This window comes from Kitasatospora sp. NPDC059673, from assembly GCF_042734215.1.
Lineage (GTDB): Bacteria > Actinomycetota > Actinomycetes > Streptomycetales > Streptomycetaceae > Kitasatospora.
Genome location: NZ_JBHWEN010000041.1, coordinates 1 through 17290, shown reverse-complemented (window position 1 = coordinate 17290; position 17290 = coordinate 1). Strand labels below are relative to the sequence as shown.

18 protein-coding genes and 2 pseudogenes are annotated in these 17290 nt (G+C 71.8%); 6 read left to right on the top strand and 14 right to left on the bottom strand.

Going from position 1 to position 17290, the window contains the following annotated elements; genetic code table 11:
- The first annotated feature begins 215 nt into the window (after window positions 1-215).
- Window positions 216-1247, top strand: coding sequence for a ferritin-like protein (locus tag ACFV18_RS31260; RefSeq protein WP_380488662.1), 1032 nt, complete (start codon window positions 216-218; stop codon window positions 1245-1247).
- A 109-nt stretch (window positions 1248-1356) separates the two neighbouring features.
- On the opposite strand, the pseudogene ACFV18_RS31255 reads toward ACFV18_RS31260, so the two are convergent.
- Window positions 1357-1500 (bottom strand): annotated as a pseudogene (locus tag ACFV18_RS31255) (pirin family protein); the annotation flags it as partial.
- 92 nt (window positions 1501-1592) lie between these two features.
- Between ACFV18_RS31255 and ACFV18_RS31250 the strand changes: the two are divergent.
- The gene (locus ACFV18_RS31250; RefSeq protein WP_380488661.1) at window positions 1593-2357 is read left to right on the top strand and encodes a transposase; all 765 of its coding nucleotides are present in this window, start codon (window positions 1593-1595) and stop codon (window positions 2355-2357) included.
- Between the two features lie 341 nt (window positions 2358-2698).
- Here the strand turns inward: ACFV18_RS31250 and ACFV18_RS31245 are convergent, their stop codons facing one another.
- The 5 genes and pseudogenes from ACFV18_RS31245 to rpe all read right to left on the bottom strand — a co-directional run bounded on the left by ACFV18_RS31245 (window position 2699) and on the right by rpe (window position 5802).
- Window positions 2699-3133, bottom strand: coding sequence for an NUDIX domain-containing protein (locus ACFV18_RS31245; protein ID WP_380488660.1), 435 nt, complete (start codon window positions 3131-3133; stop codon window positions 2699-2701).
- Window positions 3134-3164: 31 nt separating this feature from the next.
- Complete coding sequence (locus ACFV18_RS31240; protein ID WP_380488679.1) at window positions 3165-3245, bottom strand: hypothetical protein; 81 nt, start codon at window positions 3243-3245, stop codon at window positions 3165-3167.
- Window positions 3209-4146, bottom strand: a pseudogene (locus ACFV18_RS31235) (SDR family NAD(P)-dependent oxidoreductase). The gene ACFV18_RS31240 and the pseudogene ACFV18_RS31235 overlap by 37 nt, the downstream one beginning before the upstream one ends.
- Before the next feature lie 434 nt (window positions 4147-4580).
- On the bottom strand, window positions 4581-4754 hold the full coding sequence (locus ACFV18_RS31230; protein WP_380488659.1) for a hypothetical protein: 174 nt from the start codon (window positions 4752-4754) through the stop codon (window positions 4581-4583).
- Between the two features lie 361 nt (window positions 4755-5115).
- Complete coding sequence (gene rpe, locus ACFV18_RS31225; protein ID WP_380488678.1) at window positions 5116-5802, bottom strand: ribulose-phosphate 3-epimerase; 687 nt, start codon at window positions 5800-5802, stop codon at window positions 5116-5118.
- Between the two features lie 290 nt (window positions 5803-6092).
- On the opposite strand from rpe, the gene ACFV18_RS31220 reads away from it, so the two are divergent.
- Both ACFV18_RS31220 and ACFV18_RS31215 read left to right on the top strand, forming a co-directional pair.
- Window positions 6093-6947 (top strand): hypothetical protein, encoded by an 855-nt coding sequence (locus tag ACFV18_RS31220; protein WP_380488658.1) that lies wholly within the window; start codon window positions 6093-6095, stop codon window positions 6945-6947.
- A gap of 235 nt (window positions 6948-7182) precedes the next feature.
- Window positions 7183-8037, top strand: coding sequence for a hypothetical protein (locus ACFV18_RS31215; RefSeq protein ID WP_380488657.1), 855 nt, complete (start codon window positions 7183-7185; stop codon window positions 8035-8037).
- 82 nt (window positions 8038-8119) lie between these two features.
- Here ACFV18_RS31215 and ACFV18_RS31210 read toward each other — a convergent pair whose 3' ends face one another.
- The 5 genes from ACFV18_RS31210 to ACFV18_RS31190 form a co-directional block, all read right to left on the bottom strand.
- Entirely contained in the window at window positions 8120-8770 is a 651-nt protein-coding gene (locus tag ACFV18_RS31210; protein WP_380488656.1) for a C39 family peptidase, read from the bottom strand.
- A gap of 283 nt (window positions 8771-9053) precedes the next feature.
- A complete protein-coding gene (locus ACFV18_RS31205; protein WP_380488655.1) occupies window positions 9054-10025 on the bottom strand; it encodes an aldo/keto reductase in 972 nt (323 codons plus the stop codon).
- Window positions 10026-10094: 69 nt separating this feature from the next.
- The gene (locus ACFV18_RS31200) at window positions 10095-10880 is read right to left on the bottom strand and encodes an ABC transporter permease (RefSeq protein WP_380488654.1); all 786 of its coding nucleotides are present in this window, start codon (window positions 10878-10880) and stop codon (window positions 10095-10097) included.
- Entirely contained in the window at window positions 10877-11833 is a 957-nt protein-coding gene (locus tag ACFV18_RS31195; protein WP_380488653.1) for an ATP-binding cassette domain-containing protein, read from the bottom strand. The genes ACFV18_RS31200 and ACFV18_RS31195 overlap by 4 nt, the downstream gene beginning before the upstream one ends.
- 139 nt (window positions 11834-11972) lie before the next feature.
- Window positions 11973-12305 (bottom strand): trypco2 family protein, encoded by a 333-nt coding sequence (locus tag ACFV18_RS31190; protein WP_380488652.1) that lies wholly within the window; start codon window positions 12303-12305, stop codon window positions 11973-11975.
- A gap of 120 nt (window positions 12306-12425) precedes the next feature.
- Here ACFV18_RS31190 and ACFV18_RS31185 point away from each other — a divergent pair, with 120 nt between their 5' ends.
- The gene (locus tag ACFV18_RS31185; RefSeq protein WP_380488651.1) at window positions 12426-13112 is read left to right on the top strand and encodes a TetR/AcrR family transcriptional regulator; all 687 of its coding nucleotides are present in this window, start codon (window positions 12426-12428) and stop codon (window positions 13110-13112) included.
- Window positions 13113-13211: 99 nt separating this feature from the next.
- On the opposite strand, the gene ACFV18_RS31180 is transcribed toward ACFV18_RS31185, so the two are convergent.
- The 3 genes from ACFV18_RS31180 to def all read right to left on the bottom strand — a co-directional run bounded on the left by ACFV18_RS31180 (window position 13212) and on the right by def (window position 16415).
- A complete protein-coding gene (locus ACFV18_RS31180; RefSeq protein ID WP_380488650.1) occupies window positions 13212-14645 on the bottom strand; it encodes an RsmB/NOP family class I SAM-dependent RNA methyltransferase in 1434 nt (477 codons plus the stop codon).
- A 109-nt stretch (window positions 14646-14754) separates the two neighbouring features.
- Window positions 14755-15687: a methionyl-tRNA formyltransferase gene (gene fmt / locus ACFV18_RS31175; protein WP_380488677.1), complete on the bottom strand. Its 933-nt coding sequence runs from the start codon at window positions 15685-15687 to the stop codon at window positions 14755-14757.
- 182 nt (window positions 15688-15869) lie between these two features.
- Window positions 15870-16415: a peptide deformylase gene (gene def / locus ACFV18_RS31170; protein ID WP_380488649.1), complete on the bottom strand. Its 546-nt coding sequence runs from the start codon at window positions 16413-16415 to the stop codon at window positions 15870-15872.
- Window positions 16416-16631: 216 nt separating this feature from the next.
- Here def and ACFV18_RS31165 point away from each other — a divergent pair, with 216 nt between their 5' ends.
- Window positions 16632-17102, top strand: a complete 471-nt coding sequence (locus tag ACFV18_RS31165; protein ID WP_073816791.1) for a hypothetical protein — start codon at window positions 16632-16634, stop codon at window positions 17100-17102.
- Window positions 17103-17290: the final 188 nt, after the last annotated feature.

Genomic DNA, 17290 nt, shown 5'->3' with positions numbered 1-17290 from the left:
GCGGGTCCGCGCACGGCGCCGGACGGCGAGTACGCCGATGGAGTCTTCAGGCATCTGTCCGCTTTTGTCGCAATCCGCCCCGGGAACGATCGCATGCGCACTCAGCGGCGCACGGATTCGCACGGAACAGTCGCGATCGGCCGGATCTTCTTCTCGAACTCCGGCCACGTCGACCGTGTCTGCCCGCCGCTTCCATCGAAAGAACGGGAACCGCCGTGACCACTTTCGCCACCAAGCCGGTGCCGATCGCCGAACTCATGAAGATCCCAGCGGTCGATCACGACCTGAGGTGGATCAAGGAGAGTCTGCAGTCCGCCATCGCCCTGGAGTTGTCGACCCTGCCGCCCTACCTGTGCGGCATGTGGTCCATCAAGACCGCGGGCTCCGAAGCCGAGGCCGTGATCAAGAGCGTCGTCCACGACGAGATGTACCACATGGGGATGGCGTGCAACATGCTGTCGGCGATCGGTGGGACGCCGCGCATCCTCGCCGCGGCCCCGACGTATCCGGGCAAGCTGCCGGGCAATGTGCGGCCGACGATCGATGTGTACCTCCAGGGGCTGACCCAGACGTACGTCCGGGAGGTCTTCATGGAGATCGAGATGCCCGAGAACCCGCTCGCGCGCCTGCAGGAGGAGTGGGTCACGATCGGCGAGTTCTACGACGCGGTGCGGGACGCGTTCAAGAACGTCGAACCGTCCATCGGGTCGGGCCATCAGATGGAGGCGCGGATCGGCAGGAACACGCTGGAGAAGTTCACCTCGGTCGACCAGATCACGGAGTCGATCGATGTGATCAAGGAGCAGGGAGAGGGCACCAGCCACCTGCCCGACGACCCCACCGCCGACGGACAGCTGGCCCACTACTACGGCTTCGGTGAGATCTGGAAGGGACACCGGCTGGTGCCCACGTCCTCCGGCCCCACAGCGTACGACTGGGTCGGAGATCCGGTTCCCTTCCCCGAGACGTACCCCATGGGCAGGCTCACGGAGGGGTCCTGGCCCAACCCCCCGGACGACGTGCCGGACCTTCTCGCCGCCTTCAACGACAAGTACACCAAGATGCTCGACCTCCTGGAGACGGCATGGCGGGACGGAGACACCTCCGCGCTGAGCCAGTCGATCAATGTGATGTTCGCGCTGAAAGGGGCCGCGCAGGCGTTGATGGCCAAGCCCCTACCGCATGACAACACACACGTGTACGGGCCCGAGTTCCTCATCAACCGCAGCCACCCCAACCACGGCTGACTCAACCGCCCCGCGCAATGATCTGACGATACGTCGGACAAGTCGGCAACAGGGCAGCACCGATCCGACCAGACGCTGTCACGCCTACCCGCACATGGGAATCCTGCGCCTTCAGCGGGGTGTCGGGAAGTACCGGAGCCCGCAATCGGGCCCCGTCGAAACCGTGCACCTCGCCGAAGCGCGAACCCTTCTCCCAGTCGTCCCGCGCCTGCGCGATCTCCTCGCCGGTCCGGCCGATGAAGTTCCACCACATACCACGGCTTTGACGTTTCTTCCCAGCTCAGGGGCTTGGCGGACCATCCGGGGTCAGCAAAAGGTCAGCAAGGCACCTGGGAGTCGACAACCATGGCCACCATCAACCTCGTCCGCGGCATGGGCAGCTTCTTCAAGGAGTGCGAGCACCCCGAGAGTCGGTGGCTGCGGTGCCCGCACGAGTACAAGATCCGCTACCGCAACGCAGCCGGACGGCAGAGCCAGCGCAAAGCCGAGCGGATCCAGAAGTACGGCCCGATGCAGTTCGAGCCGTACGTCGAGGAGTGGAAGGCCGGCCAGCGCCACCTCGGTGCCGCCTCCCTCCGCCACCTCAACTCGTTGCTGGAACACCACCTCTACCCCGCGTTCCGCAGCCGCCGGATGGGCACCTTCGACCACAAGGTCGTTGAGGCCTTCATCCAGACCATGGAGCGCAACGGCGTCGGCCTCGCCACCCAGTCCAACGCCCCCGCCAACAGCCAGGGCTGGGACGGCGGCAAACGCGTGAAGGGCCGCAAGCGACACATCGCCACCGACACCCTCGGCCTGCTCCTGGTGTTGATCGTCACCGCCGCCGGCGTCCAGGACTCCGCGGGCGGGAAGCAAGTCCTCGACGTCCTTGCCGACCGATGGCCGAGCGTGACCAAGGCCTGGGTTGACGCCGGGTACAACAACGCCGTCGTCAGGCACGGCACCGCCCTGGGCATCGATGTCGAGGTCGTCGCCCGCGACAAGGAGCAGAAGGCTTCGTCGTGCAGCCGATCCGCTGGCGGGCGGAGCAGACGTTCGGGATCACGGCCCGGTACCGGCGGCTCCACCGCGACTACGAGGAGCTGCCGGACCGGTCACGCTCGATGATCCAGTGGGCCGTGGTCAACTCGATGACCATCCGGCTGACCGCCAGCCCGGACAGAACCGGGCAATACCTCCGCCCGAAACCGCCTGCGGCAGCCTAAATCGGTATCGAACACCCTTTCAGAGGCGAGGATGCCGACGTTGCAGGCGAGGGTGGCAGGTTCGGCCCAGGCCCGAACGGGCATCCGCGCCCTGTTGCGGTGGACGACCCCGCCAAGAGGATTCGCGACGGCAGGTTGGCGGCGCTCGTGTGGGTGAGGCCGTGGCCGGCGGCGGCCATGGCGGCGGGTCGGTGTAGTCGGCGGTTTCGCCCGGCGGGCGGTGAAGTGCTTCGTGGAGGACGCCTACGCTGCGGTGGGCAGGGTTTCGCTGGCGAGGGCGTCCAGAAGTGCGGTCTTGATCTCGGGCGGCATCAGGTTCAGCGCGTTGATGGCGTCGGCGGTGAGAGAGACTTCTTCGAGCAGGTACTCGCCGCGGTCGTCGCAGGAGAACTCGGGCCCGGTGCGGTCGTCGAAGTTCCAGGTGCTGATGTGGGCGGTGTAGAAGTGCTCGATCTCGCCCTTGTCGTTCGTCAGCCGGTGGAAGGGGCGCAGGTCGGTGGCGGTGCCGGCGATCTCCTCGCGAATCTCGCGAAGCAGGGCGGTCTTCAGGTCGGTGTCCTCGACTTCGACGCCGCCGCCGACGAGAACCTGGTACGGGGGGATGCCGGGGCGGATGCGGTTGATGACGAGCATCGTGCAGTGGTCGGTGAGCAGGACGGCGCGGACGCGTTCCTTCATGGTGTTCTCCGTGGTAGTGGTCGGTCGTGGGTCAGTGGGGCAGCCAGCCGCCGTCGATGTGCAACGCCTGGGCGGTTATGAAGGATGCGGCCGGGCTGGTGAGGTAGGCGATGGCGGCGGCGACGTCGTCGGGCTGGCCCCGCGGGGGACGCTCTGCCGGGCGATCTGGTCTTCGGGACGGGCGCGGTGACGGGCGGGGAGGGCGTTCTCGGCGTCGACCTGGATCGCCCCCGGAAGGACAGTGTTCACCGTGATCCCATGTGGGCCAAGTTCCCTGGCCAGGGAGGCGGTGAGGCCGAGGAGTCCGGCCTTGGCGGCGCTGCAGGCGGTCAGGCCGGCTCGTCCGGTGCGGGCGTTGACGGGGGAGACGTTGACGATCCACCCCAGCCCTGGGTGGTCATGGACGGGGTGACGGCCCGGCAGGTGCGGTAGTGGGCGGTGAGGTTGATCTCCAGCGCCGCCGCCCAGGCGGCTTCGTCCGTCTGCGCCCACGGGGTCCTCGGGTAGGCGCCGGCGTTGTTGACGAGGATGTCCACCGGGCCGAGTTCGTTGCGGATCTGGCCGGCCATCATGGCGGCGGCGTCGGGTTCGGTGAGGTCGGCGCTGATCTCGATGCCGTCGGTGCCGGCTCGGCGCACGGTGTCCAGGACGATGCGGGCCTGGTCGATCTGGCCGAAGTGGGCGATGGCGACGGCCGCACCGGCCGCGGCAAGGGCGCGGGCGGTGGCGGCCCCGATGCCGGTGGCCGCGCCGGTGACCAGGGCGGTGCGGCCCTGCAACCACAGCAGGTTGGCGATCTCTCCGGCGAGGGTGTTGCGGCCGGCGTACTCGAAGTCCAGCCAGCACGCCCCGCCAGCAGTGGAGTTGGCGATGTTGGGTTCGGTGGGGTCGCCCTGGGTGAGGGCCGTGCTCCACCGGCCGGACGGGTCGAGAGCGGTTCGGGCGGAGCGGATCGCGGCGGGGACGTCCAGGGGCAGGAGGGTGCCGTTGGCAGTGATGGTGTACCCGGCCATGTCGCGCACGGCGAGCAGGTCCGGACCGCCTGCGGGGGCGAGGGTGAGGTCGCGGTTCAGCCACCAGGTGTCGATACGGCCGCCGGGGCGGATGCGCTCGGTGTACAGGGTGGGGACGCACTCGGCGAGGGCGGCGGTGCGCCCGCTGGTGGCCACCGCGGCGATCAGGTCGTCGCAGACGGCGTCGACAAGGCCGGTGACCGCGCCGACCGTGGTCGGGTCGTCGTCTGCGGCGGAGATGAGGTCGCCCAGCAGGTGCCCGGCCCGGCCGGGAGCGAACACGTCCTCGTACGCCAACTCGTCGTACGCCTCGCCGGCAGGGACGCGCGCGTGCAGGACCGGTGCCTGGAGTCGGCCGGCGAGCTGCCGCCAGCCGAACTCCTCCGCCGTCGCCGCGCCACGGCGCATCCGCTTGCGGAACACGTGCTGCTCGCTCACGCCGCCTCCCGGAGAGCGGTCGGCATGGTCGCCGTCCACTGGCCGAGGACCAGTTGCGCGAGTTCGCACGCGGCTCCCTGGTCGTCGCGGGCCTTCGCGGCCAAGGTGGGCCGGGTGCCGGTGAGGGCGGCGAGGTCAGCGAGGGCCTCGTCGTCACCGGCACGCTCCACCCCTTACACCGGGCTGTCCGAACGACCAACGCCAGCCAGGTCACCCGCCCCCGTGGCCACCCACCCAGCCCAGGCCCGCCACGCGATCAGCAGCTCGCGGCCAGCGGCCCGTGGCCGCCGTCACCGTCCGCCCCGAACAGCCACCACCAGCAAGGCCCCGGCCCCCACTGCTACCGCCCCCGCCCCCGGCCCCCGGCCCGGACAGCCAGCGTCGGCAGGCCCACCCAGCCGCCGTCACCGTCCGCCCCGAACGACCACCACCAAAACGGGCCCCCGTCCCCGTAGCCACCCAGCCCCGGCCCGCCACGCGACCAGCGACTCGCGACGCAGCAGCTCGCGGCCAGCGACTCGCGGTCGGCGATCAGTGCCGGCACCCCCACCCCGCCGCCGCCGTCGCCGTCTCCGCCTGGGCCCGCAGGGCCCTGATCGCTTCGGCGGGGTCCGCCGCGCCGTACACCGCCGAGCCCGCGACGAAGACGTCCGCGCCCGCCTCCGCGCAGGCCTCGATCGTGGCGGGGGCGACGCCGCCGTCCACCTGGAGCCAGAGGTCAAGGCCGTGCTTGTCGATCAGCTGCCGGGTGCGGCGGATCTTGGGCAGCATGATGTCGAGGAAGGCCTGGCCGCCGAATCCAGGTTCCACGGTCATGATCAGCAGCATGTCGAGTTCGGGGAGCAGGTCCTCGTAGGGCTCGATCGGGGTGGCGGGCTTGAGTGCCATCGAGGCCCGGGCGCCCTTGGCGCGAATCTCGCGGGCGAGGCGGACGGGCGCGGCGGCGGCCTCCACGTGGAAGGTGACCGAGCCGGCGCCGGCCTCGACGTACTGCGGGGCCCAGCGGTCGGGTTGTTCGATCATCAGGTGGCAGTCGAGCGGGACGCTGGTGGCCCGGGCCAGGGATTCGACGATCGGCACGCCCAGCGTGAGGTTGGGGACGAAGTGGTTGTCCATCACATCGACGTGCAGCCAGTCCGCGCCGCGCACCGCCTCGGCTTCCTCGGCAAGGCGGGCGAAGTCCGCGGACAGGATGCTGGGGCTGATCTGGGCCATGATCGACCACCTTCGTGCAGGGAGGCTGGGACGCCGCGGGAAACGGGCAACTCCGTCCCATCATCCCGCGCCCCGTCACCGACAACCGCACCCCGCAACCCCCGGGTGACCGTCATCACACCCGGTCGAGGTTACCGGGGCCTCCGCCGTGGCCATCAGCCCCTGTATCGACCGCCCTCAAGCCAACCACCCCTCAAGCCAACCACTCACCAATCCGACTGCCCACCAATCCGACCGCCCGCCAATCCGACTGGCCCTCAATCCGACAAGGCCCCTCCGAGGAAGGTCTCCCGATGCCCCCTACCGTCCACCCCGCCCGCGCACTGTGGCGACTCTTCGAACCGGTGTACGCCGTCACCTTCCTCCAGCCCGAGAGCCGGGCGGCCTTCGAGGCGGCGGGGCTGGACGGCAGTTGGCGCGGCTACTTCGCCGGCCGCGCGGCTCCGTTGGGCGCGGTGGACGCGCAACAGGTGGTCGCCGCGTTCTTCAGCTTCTCCCCGACGCTGGTCGCGCAGGCCGTGCCGGACGTCTGGACGCACGCCAGCCCCGAACAGGCGCTGGCCGCCCGCCTCCGGAGCTCGGAAGCAGTGCTGGCCCGACTGCTGGAACCGGTCGCGACCGAACAGGTCGCCGCGGCGGCCACCGCGCTGGAGGAGGCGGTCGCCCGACTCGACTTCACGGGCCGGGTCCTGGCAGCCGCCAACTCCGTGCTCCCCCACCCCGTGAACGTGTACGGACGACTGTGGCAGGCCGCCACCGTCCTGCGCGAGCACCGCGGCGACGGCCATGTGGCGGCGCTGGTCACGGCCGGGCTGGACGGCTGCGAGGCGCCGGTGCTCCACTGCGCGCTGGACGCCGACCGCGAGGTGCTCCAACCACTGCGCGGGTGGACGGACACCGAGTGGGAGGCCGCCGCGACCCGACTGGTCGAACGGGGCTGGCTGACGGCCCGGGGGACGGTCACCGAACTCGGCCGCATCCGGCACCGGTCCATCGAGACCGCCACCGACCTGGCCGCCGGACGCGTCTGGGAGAGCACACCACAGGACCAACTCGACCACCTGGCTGCCCTCTTGAAGCCGATCGCCGCACTCTGTCGCACCCACATGCCGGTCAACCCGCTCGCGATGCCACCGGCGGATCAGTAGCCGGCCGAACTCCTCCCACCATCCAACTCCCCTGCGCCGCAGCCATCCTGACCACCGGCAGCAGCCGGCCGATCCCGATCCCGTACGCCCGACCCGCACCACCGGCACCGACCCGGAGCAGCAAGGCACGGAAGTTCACACGGCCGAAACAAGAACCCTTCCCGCCGCCGATCCGCTCTGGCAGGCTCACGAAGCAGTTGAACCGCACAGCTCGACCCTCACCGAAAGGCGTCCGATGACCCAGGTCGTCCACCCCGCACGTGCCCTGTGGTGGCTGTTCGAACCCGTTCACGCGCTCACGTACTTCTCGCCGGAGGCCCGCGCCGCGTACGAGGCGGCGGGGCTGCGGGGGTACTGGCGCGGCTACTTCGGCGGGCGGTCGGCCCCGCTGGGGGCGGTGGAGGCCGCGCCGGTGGTGGCGGCGTTCTTCAACTTCGCGCCGCAGATGGTGGAGCGGGCGCTGCCGGAGATCTGGGGGCGCGCGACACCCGAACGGGCGCTGCAGGCCCGGGTGGAGGGCGCGACCGGCGCGCTCGGGCGGGTGCTCGTGGAGGTGAAGCCGGATCTGATCGACCGTTCGGTGGAGCTGCTGGAGCGCGCCGTCGAGGGCCTGGACTGCGCGGGCCGGGTGCTGGCCGCCGCCAACGCCGCGCTTCCGGCGCAGGACGGGCGGCTGGCCCGGCTGTGGCAGGCCACCACGGTGCTGCGCGAGCACCGTGGCGACGGGCACGTGGCGGCACTGGTCGCCGAGGGGCTCGACGGCTGCGAGGCACTGGTGGTGCGCTGCGCGCTGGACACCCGCCGGGAGACCATGCAGCCGCACCGCGGTTGGACGGACGCCGAGTGGGACGAGGCGACGGAGCGCCTGATCGAGCGTCAGTGGCTGGCCGCGGACGGTTCGCTGACCACCGAGGGCCGCCGCCGTCACCTCGCCCTGGAGGCCGCCACCGACCTGGCCGCGTCCCGGGTCTGGACGCACTTCCACCGCACCGAGCTCGACGAACTCGCCGACGCGCTCCGCCCGATCTCCACGGCCTGTCGCGCCGACCTGCCGCCCACCACCCCGATCGGCCTGCCGAACGCCTCCTGACCACCCCCCACGAGCCTGCCGACCAAAGCCCCGCCGACACCCCCGACAGCCGACCCCCCACAAGCCAACCGCCGTACAAGTGTCAGTACGGCGGCGGCCCGAGCAGAATGCCGCGGCCGGCGTAGAACCGGTCGAGGTCGGCCCAGGGGACGCGGGCGGCGCGCTGGGAGTCGTCGGGGTAGCCGGACGGGTTGTGGATGTACAGCGCGTCGTCGTCGGCGCCGACGGCCAGCACCAGGTGGCCGCCGGGGCGGGGGACCTCGGGGGCGAGGGTCCGGATGGCGGGGTGGACGGAGATCATCGGGAGGACGCCCCGGGCGAGTTCCTCCGGCAGCCGGTCGACGGGCAGCGGGCTGATCGCCTGGGCGTCCAGGCCCCAGCGGGCGCGGACGTACGAGGCGAACGGTGAGTGGAACAGCCCGTCGAGCCGTCCGTCGGGGTGCCGAATGTACGCGCCGGCCAGCTCGCACTCCTCGGCGAGCCGTACGGACCCGGGGGCGATGCCCCACCAGTGGTCGAGGACCATCCGCAGGCAGGCCATCCCGCACAGCCGCCAGGACCAGTACTCGTACTCGGCTTCGTCGGCCGCGCCCGAACGCTCCCAGAGCGGGTCGTCGGCGGCCCGCAGCGTGCCGTCCAGGATGTCGGGCACGAGTTCGGGCGACTCCCACTGGGAGTAGTAGGGCACCGCATGGCTGATCGGCTTCACCCGGTCATCCTGACGTACTTTCATCCCGATCCCGCGCACCCTCGCCCGCGACACCGCCGACCGCCCTCCCACCTGCGACGATGCCCCTCCCCGGCGACCACCTCGGCGCCCACCGCCCACCGCCGGCGCTTCCATGTCAAGCGCGACGAGCGGCGCCGGCTGCCACTGTTCGTCTTCGTCGGCGATCCGGACATCGGCGACCCGTGCCTGCTCACCCACGCCCCGGCCGAGCAGTCACCCTCCCAGCTCCCGGCCGCGCACTGATCGTTGGCCCCCGGGAGCGCAGCCGGCCCCCGGGGGCGGCGGCTCACCAGGCGTAGTGCTCGGGGGCGGTGCGGTAGCCGGGGAAGATCTCGTCCAGCCGCTCCAGCGTCTTGGCGTCCAGCTCGACGTCCAACGACCGGACGGCGGCCTCCAGTTGCTCCTCGGTGCGGGGGCCGACGATCGGCGCCGTGACGGCCGGGCGGCTGTGCAGCCAGGCGAGCGCGACGTCGCCGGGCTGGTGGCCGAGTTCCTCGCACAGGTCCTCGTACGCCTGGATCTGCTCGCGCCGCTCGTTGAGGGTGTCAACGGCCCGGCCCTGGGTGCGGCGCACGCCCTCGCGTTCCTTGCGCAGCACGCCACCGAGCAGGCCGCCGTGCAGCGGCGACCAGGCGATCAGGCCGAGACCGTAGTGCTGGGCGGCGGGGACGACCTCCAGCTCGACGCTGCGTTCGATCAGGTTGTAGAGCGACTGTTCGCTGGTCAGGCCGAGGAAGTGGCGGGCCCGGGCGGCCTCCTGGGCCTGGGCGAGGTGCCAGCCGGCGAAGTTGGACGAACCGACGTAAATGATCTTGCCCTGCTGGGTGAGCACCTCCATCGCCTGCCAGATCTCGTCCCAGGGGGTGGCCCGGTCGATGTGGTGCATCTGGTACAGGTCGATGTGGTCGGTCTGCAGGCGGCGCAGGCTGGCGTCCACGGCGTGGCGGATGTTGAGCGCGGAGAGCCGGCCCTCGTTGGGCCAGTCGCCCATGTCGCCGTAGAGCTTGGTGGCGATCACGGTCTTCTCCCGCCGGCCACCGCCCTTGGCGAACCAGTTGCCGATGATCGTCTCGGTGAGGCCCTTGTTCTCGCCCCAGCCGTAGACGTTGGCGGTGTCGAAGAAGTTGATGCCGTGCCCGTGCGCGGCGTCCATGATCCGGTGCGCGTCGGTCTCTTCGGTGTGCACGCCGAAGTTCATGGTGCCCAGGCACAGCGGGGAGACGGACAGGCCGGTGCGGCCGAGGTGGGTGTACTCCATGACCCCAACCCTCTGCCGCACCGGCGGAATTGTCCAGCACCCGACGCCTTCATCGGGATTGACGCTACGTCAGCGCCCGGCGCGCGCGAAGTTCCGCACGGCGAGCGGCACCGCGAGCGCCAGCAGCAGCGCGCACCAGCAGAGCGCGGCGGCCACCGGGTGCTGCGCGGGCCAGGCGCCGCCGGGCGCGGACGGGTTGCCGAACAGCTGCCGGCCGGCCTCCACCACGGCGCTGACCGGGTTCCACTCGGCGACCGCGGCCAGCCATCCGGGCATCCCGCCGGTGGGGACGAACGCGCTGGTCAGCATCGAGAACGGGATGGTGAGGACGGCGAGTTGACCGGCCGTCTCCTCCTTGCCGACGGCCAGTCCCAGCGCGGTGCCCAGCCAGCCGCAGGCGAACCGGAACAGCAGCAGCAGGCCGAACGCGCCGAGCGCCGGGCCGAGTCCGTGCCGGATCCGCCAGCCCGCCGCCAGGCCGACCAGCGCGGTCGGCACCAGGACGACGACGGCCACCAGCAGGTCGGCCAGCGCCTGCCCGGTGAGCAGGCCGAGCCGGGACACCGACATCGACCGCAGCCGGTCGGTGACGCCCCGCCCGGCGTCCCGCGCGCCGCCGACCATGGCGGGCATCACGGCGTTCACCGCGACCATCGCGAACAGGCCGGGCATCAGGTACTCGCGGTAACCGCCGCCGGGCACGTTCATCGCGCTGCCGAACACGTACCCGAACACCCCGACCATGGCGACCGGCACCATCAGCGAGGAGAGCAGCAGGCCGGGCGAGTGCCGGTAGATCAGCAGGATCCGCCGCGCCGAGGCGGCGGCGTCCACGGGCATCGTCATCGCGCTCATGCGGCAACCTCCGTCCGGTCCGCGCCGGTCAGCGCCAGGAACGCGTCGTCCAGCGAGGGAGTGCGCACCGCCACGTCCACGGCGACCACCCCGGCGGCGTCCAACTCCCGCACCAGGTACGGCAGAACAAGCGATCGGTTCGGGTCGGAGACGGCGCTGACCCGATACTGCGCGGCGTCCACGGCGGGCACGCCGCCGGTCAGCACGGCCAGCACGGCGCGGGCCCGTTCCAGATCGGCGTCCTCGGGCAGGGTGACTTCGACCAGCGTGCCGATCGCGGCCTTGAGCCGCTGCGGGGTGTCGTCGGCGACGGCCCGGCCACGGTCCAGGACGGTGACCCGATCGGCCAGCCGGTCCGCCTCGTCCAGGTACTGCGTGGTCAGCAGGACGGTGGAGCCCTGCGCGGTCAACTCCCGTACGGCCGACCAGATTTCGCGCCGACTGCACGGGTCGAGCCCGGTGGTCGGCTCGTCCAGGAACAGCACCCGCGGCCGGGTGATCAGGCTCGCAGCCAGATCCAGCCGACGGCGCATCCCGCCCGAGTACCCCCGCACCAGGCGGCCGGCGGCCTCCTCCAGCCCGAACTCCGCGAGCAGCTCCGCCGCCCGGCTCTGGGCCTTCGCCGCGCCCAAGTGGTACAGCCTGCCGAGCAGTTCGAGGTTCTCCCGGCCGGTGATCCCCTCCTCCACCGCCGCATACTGCCCGGCCAGCCCGATCGCCCGCCGCACCGCCACGGCCTCCCGCCGCACCTCGTGCCCGCACACCCGGGCCTCCCCCCGATCCGGCCGCACCAGCGTCGCCAGGATCCGCACCAAGGTGGTCTTCCCCGCCCCATTGGGCCCGAGCAGAGCACACACCGCCCCTTCCGGGACGTCGAGTTCGAGTCCGTCCAGCGCGCGCGTGGCGCCGAAGGTCTTGCGCAGGCCGCGAACGGCAATGACCGGGTCGCTCATGGCAGGCCCTTTCTCGGTACATCGTACGTAGTAGCGCTGCGCATCACACTACTGGGTACACCGTACGGAGAAAAGGTCCATGGACATGCGGAGGAGGATCCACCGGAAAACGGCGGATCCCCCATGCCCCAACAGGGCGTCAGTCCAGGATGCGGTCCGAGGTGTCGCCCGGGCCCGACGGGCGGGCCGGGTCGCCGTGCACCAGCAGGTCGCCGCCGTTCGCGGCGCGCGGGGTGAGCGTGAAGGAGACCCGATGGGTACGGCCGCGGGAGGCGCCCGCCTCGACCTCCGCGCCGACCGCGAAGATCTTGAAACCGCCCTTCGCCTTGGTGTCGGCCCGCAGTTCCACCTCGAACTCCATCTCCACCGGCCCCACCGCGAACACCAGATCCGGATGCTCACCCCCGGCGCGGGCTGCCGCCAGCAACTCGTCCCGCACCGCCGCCACCGCATCCACCAGCGGAATGTCCATGCCCAGCCCCTCTTCTGACGTTCTGCCATTCGGCGGGTCCCACGGTAGGACGCCGCCCCTGCTGCCCGCAGGGGAATGCGTTCGTCACTTGCGTAGACTGGCCGCCGAGGTGATCCAACCATGCCGTCCGACGAGGAACCCGAGCTGATCTGGCTGCGCCCGGAGCACTCCGGCCGCGGGCCGCGTCCGGCACACAGCCGGACCTCGATCGCCCGGGCGGCGGTGGGCATCGCCGACCGCGAGGGCCTGGACGCGGTGACCATGCGCCGGATCGCGGCCGAACTCGGCGCCGGCACCATGTCGTTGTACAACTACGTGCCGAAGAAGGAGCATCTGTTCGACCTGATGCTGGACCTGCTGGCCGGCGAGTACGACCTCCCCGAGCCCACCGGCGACTGGCGGGCCGATCTCACCCTGCTCGCCCACCAGTTGCGGGCGATCCTGGCCCGGCACACCTGGGCCACCACCCTGATCGCCCACCGCCCCGGCCTCGGCCCGAACGGCCTGCGAGTCACCGAATACCACCTCGCCGCACTCGCCGACACCCCGCTCAACGGCACCGCGAAGATGGAGGCGTTCTCCCAACTGACGGGCTACGTCTGCCAGTTCACCGACTGGCAACAGCGCTCCACGGCCTCCGACCACCGCTGGCTCGCCGACCTGGTCCGCTACCTCCAGGCCGCCACCGCCACCGGCCAGTACCCGCACCTCGCCGCCACCCTCGCCCAGAGCGCCGCCCCGCCCGCCCCGGACACCACCTTCGAACGCGGCCTCCAACGCCTCCTCACGGCCCTCGTCGAGGCCTGACGCGAAACGCAGGCAGGTGCACCACCAGGGGCGCGGGGGTTCTCCCCCAGCCCTGGCGGGCCGGGAGGTACCCCCACGCGCCCCTGGTGGTGCGCGCCGTCAGGCGGTACGCCGCAGCAGCGCCAGATACATCGCGTCCGTCCCGTGCAGGTGCGGCCACAACTGGACGTCCGGCCCGTCCCCCAGGGCCGGCACTCCCGGCAGCAGCGGCCGGGCGTCGACCCACTCCACGTCCTCCCGGCCGCGCAGCACGTCGTCCACCACGGCGCGCGTCTCGGCCAGGTGCGGCGAGCACGTCGCGTAGCCGACCACGCCGCCGACCCGCACCGCGTCCAGCGCGCTCCGCAGCAACTCCCGCTGCAGCGGCCCGAATCCGGCAATGTCCTCGGGGCGCCGGCGCCACCGCGCCTCGGGGCGGCGGCGCAGCGCGCCCAGGCCCGAGCACGGCACGTCGACCAGCACGCGGTCGAACGCGCCCTGCTGCCAAGCCCCTTGGGTCCCGTCAGCGGTGATGACCGCGTACGGCCCGGGGTTGCCGTTCAGTGCACGCGCGACCAGCCGGGCGCGGTGCGGCTGCTTCTCGGAGGCGACCAGCGCAGCGCCCCGCGCAGCGGCGAGCGCGCCGAGCAGCGCGGCCTTGCCGCCGGGGCCCGCGCAGCCGTCCAGCCAGAGCCGGTCGGGGCCGTCCACGGGCGCGTTGGCGAGCGCGAGGGCGACCAGCTGGCTGCCCTCGTCCTGGACGCCGGCCCGGTTCTCGCGGACCGCGTCCAGCCCGGCGGGGTCGCCGCCCTCGGCGAGCCGCAGTGCGTACGGGGACCAGCGGCCGTCCTCGGCCTCCGGCAGCGCCTCGCGCAGTTCGGCGACGTCGGAGCGGCCGGGGCGGGCGACCAACGTCACCTCGGGGCGGGCGTTGTCGGCCTCCAGCAGGCGTTCCATCGCGGAGCGGCCGGAGTCCTCGGGCTGCCAGCGGCCGAGCGCGTCCCACAGCGAGGAGACCACCCAGCGCGGGTGCGAGTGCACGACGGCGAGGTGGTCCTCGGCGTCGTCCTCGTACGGCGGGGCGACCTGGGCGACCCAGCCGTCCAGATCCTGGGCGCTGATCTTGCGCAGCACGGCGTTGACGAACTTGGCGCGGCCGTCGCCCAGCACCACGCGGGCGAGTTCGACGGTCGCGGAGACGGCGGCGTGGCTGGGGATGCGGGTGCCGAGCAGCTGGTGCGCGCCGAGCGAGAGGACGTCCAGCACCGGCGGGTCGACCTCACGCAGCGGGCGGTCCACGCAGGCGGCGATGATCGCGTCGTAGGTGCCCTGGCCGCGGAGCGTGCCGTAGACCAGTTCGGTGGCGAGCGCGGCGTCGCGGCGCTCCATGCCCTTGCGTTCGGCCTCGCGCAGCAGCGACGGCAGGATCAGGTTGGCGTACGCGTCGCGCTCGTCAACGGCGCGCAGGGCGCGAAACGCGACGATCCGGGCCGGGTCCTTCTTGGGGCGGCGGTGCGGACGGGGGGCGCGCTTGGCGCCGGCGGGGGTGCTCAACGGGTGCCTCGAAACAAAGTGCTGCGGATCAGGTCCGACCCGGCAGCGCGGCCGGGCCTCACCCCGAAGTCTAGGGCGAGACCCAACCGAACCGGGCATCCGCCGGGTCTCAGCCCTCGAAGCGCTCGCCGGACTCGATCCGTGCGCCGCGCGCCCAGTCGGCGGCCGGCATCGCCTTCTTGCCCTGCGGGCGGACCTCGCCGAGCTCCACCTCGTGGCTGCCGGTGCCGACCCGGACACTGTTCTTGCTGACGGCCAACTCGCCGGGGGCGAGGGCGACTTCACCGGGCAGCAGGCGCACGGGGCCGGTCACCTTGAGCCGCTCGCCGCGGAACGTGGTCCACGCGCCGGGCGCGGGCGCGCAGCCGCGCACCACCCGGTCGACCCGCAGCGCGGGGTGGGTCCACTCGATCCGGGCGTCCTCGACGGTGACCTTCGGCGCCAGCGACACCCCGTCCACGGGCTGCGGCTCGGGGCGGGCCTGGCCGTCCTCGATGGCGTCCATGGTGCGCACCAGCAGTTCGGCGCCCGCGTAGGCGAGCCGACCGAGCAGGTCGCCGCTGGTGTCGGTGGGCTTCACCGTCTCGGTCAGGACGCCGAACACGGGGCCGTCGTCCAGGCCCTCCTGGATCCGGAAGGTGGACGCGCCGGTCACCTCGTCGCCCGCCATGATCGAGTGCTGGACGGGGGCCGCGCCACGCCACGCGGGCAGCAGCGAGAAGTGCAGGTTCACCCAGCCGTGCACCGGGATCTCCAGCGCACCGGGGCGGATCAGCGCGCCGTACGCCACCACGGGGCAGCAGTCGGGGGCGATCTCGGCCAGCCGGGCCATGAACTCCGGCTCACTCGGGCGGGCCGGCTTGAGCACCTCGATGCCCGCCTCCTCGGCGCGCTGCGCGACCGGGCTGGCCACCAGCTTGCGCCCGCGCCCGGACGGCGCGTCGGGGCGGGTCACCACGGCGACCACCTCGTGCCGGGAGGCCAGCAGGGCGTCCAGGGCGGGAACGGCTACCTCGGGGGTGCCGGCGAAGACGAGACGCACGGGCATGGGCCTTTCTTGAAGTCCAACTGATCAGCAGAAAACCGGCTGCTCAGAACATCGGATTGCCGGAAAACGATCGTCGTTCGACCGGGCCTTCACCGGCCCCTCCGACAATCCCACCGAAACTCAGGTCGGGAACGGGCGGTTCGTGGACGCCGAGCTCAGGCGCGGCGCCAAACTCGTCAGCGAATGACACCGAACGTGGAATGCGGCGAGATCTTCACCGTCGGCGCCGGAGCCCCGCCCCAGTCCGCCTCCCGGATCGCCTTCATCGCCGCCTTCCGGGTCTCCCGGTCCAGCCGGTCGATGAAGATGATCCCGTCCAGGTGGTCCGTCTCGTGCTGGATGCACCGCGCCAGCAGCTCGGTGCCCTCCACCGTCACCTGGTCCCCGTACATGTTGAAGCCCTTCGCCACCACGCCGAACGCCCGCTTGGTGTCGAACCGCAGCCCGGGCAGCGAGAGGCAGCCCTCGGGGCCGTCCTGCTCCTCCTCGGTCAACGACAGGTCCGGATTGATCAGATGCCCCACCACACCGTCCACGTTGTACGTGAACACCCGCAACGAGACGCCCAGTTGCGGCGCCGCGAGGCCCGCGCCGGGGGCCTCCAGCATGGTGTCCGTGAGGTCCTTCACCAGCCTCCGCAGCTCCTTGTCGAAGGTGACCACCGGCTTCGCGGTGGACCGCAGCACGGGGTCACCGAAGATCCGGATCGGCTGAACTGCCAAGACTGCGACTCCCTCTGCACCCGGAACGGGGAAGTGAACAACGACCTACGGGGAAGTCTATGCAATCCCCGTCACCAGTTCGGAGCGGTCACCGGCAAATGCCGACTCGCACTCCGGGCGTGACCCAACGACCCGACGTGCGTTGGTCAATGCGAATTGACCGGGACGCGCGAGCGCCCCGAGCACGCGACCCGACCGAGAGGTGGCAACCAGGCCATGGCCGAGCAGATCAACCACGACGCCCGGGCCAGGGCGTCCCTGCACCTGCTGGTGCGGGACATCGAACGGGTCCGACGCCAGGTCGACGCCCTGCGCACGCTCACCGCCCAACTGGGCAACGTCTACCGCCCCCGCCGCCCCAGCACCTCCGCCGGCTTCGTGGTCTACGGCCGGGCCCCCGCCCCCACCGTCCGCCTCGCCCAGGAACTGCGCGAAAGCGTCGAAACCCTGGTCGCCGCCGCCGTCGAGTTCGACCGCGCCCTCGGCTTCTCCTGGGACTCCGTCGGCTCCGCGCTCGGCGTCACCAAGCAGGCCGTCCACCGCCGCTACGGCGTCCGCCGCCCCACCACCGAACTCCTCCCCACCCCCCGCGAAACCGAGACGGCGCCTCCGGCACCCCCCACCCCCCGCCCCCCGATCCCCCAGGCCCGCCAGGCCAGCCCCTTGATGCCCCAGCGCACCCGATAGGGGCTCGCGCGAGCGGTTGGGCGCGAGAAGGGGGGCGCGGGGAAAACGGCAGCGGGTGCACAACCAGGGGCGCGTGGGGGTACCTCCCGGCCCGCTAGGTGTATTGACCCGCAGGGTTGTTGACGCGGGTGATCGGTGGTTGTCCTCCGAGTGCGGTGTGGCAGCGATGGTAGTTGTAGGTGTGGAGG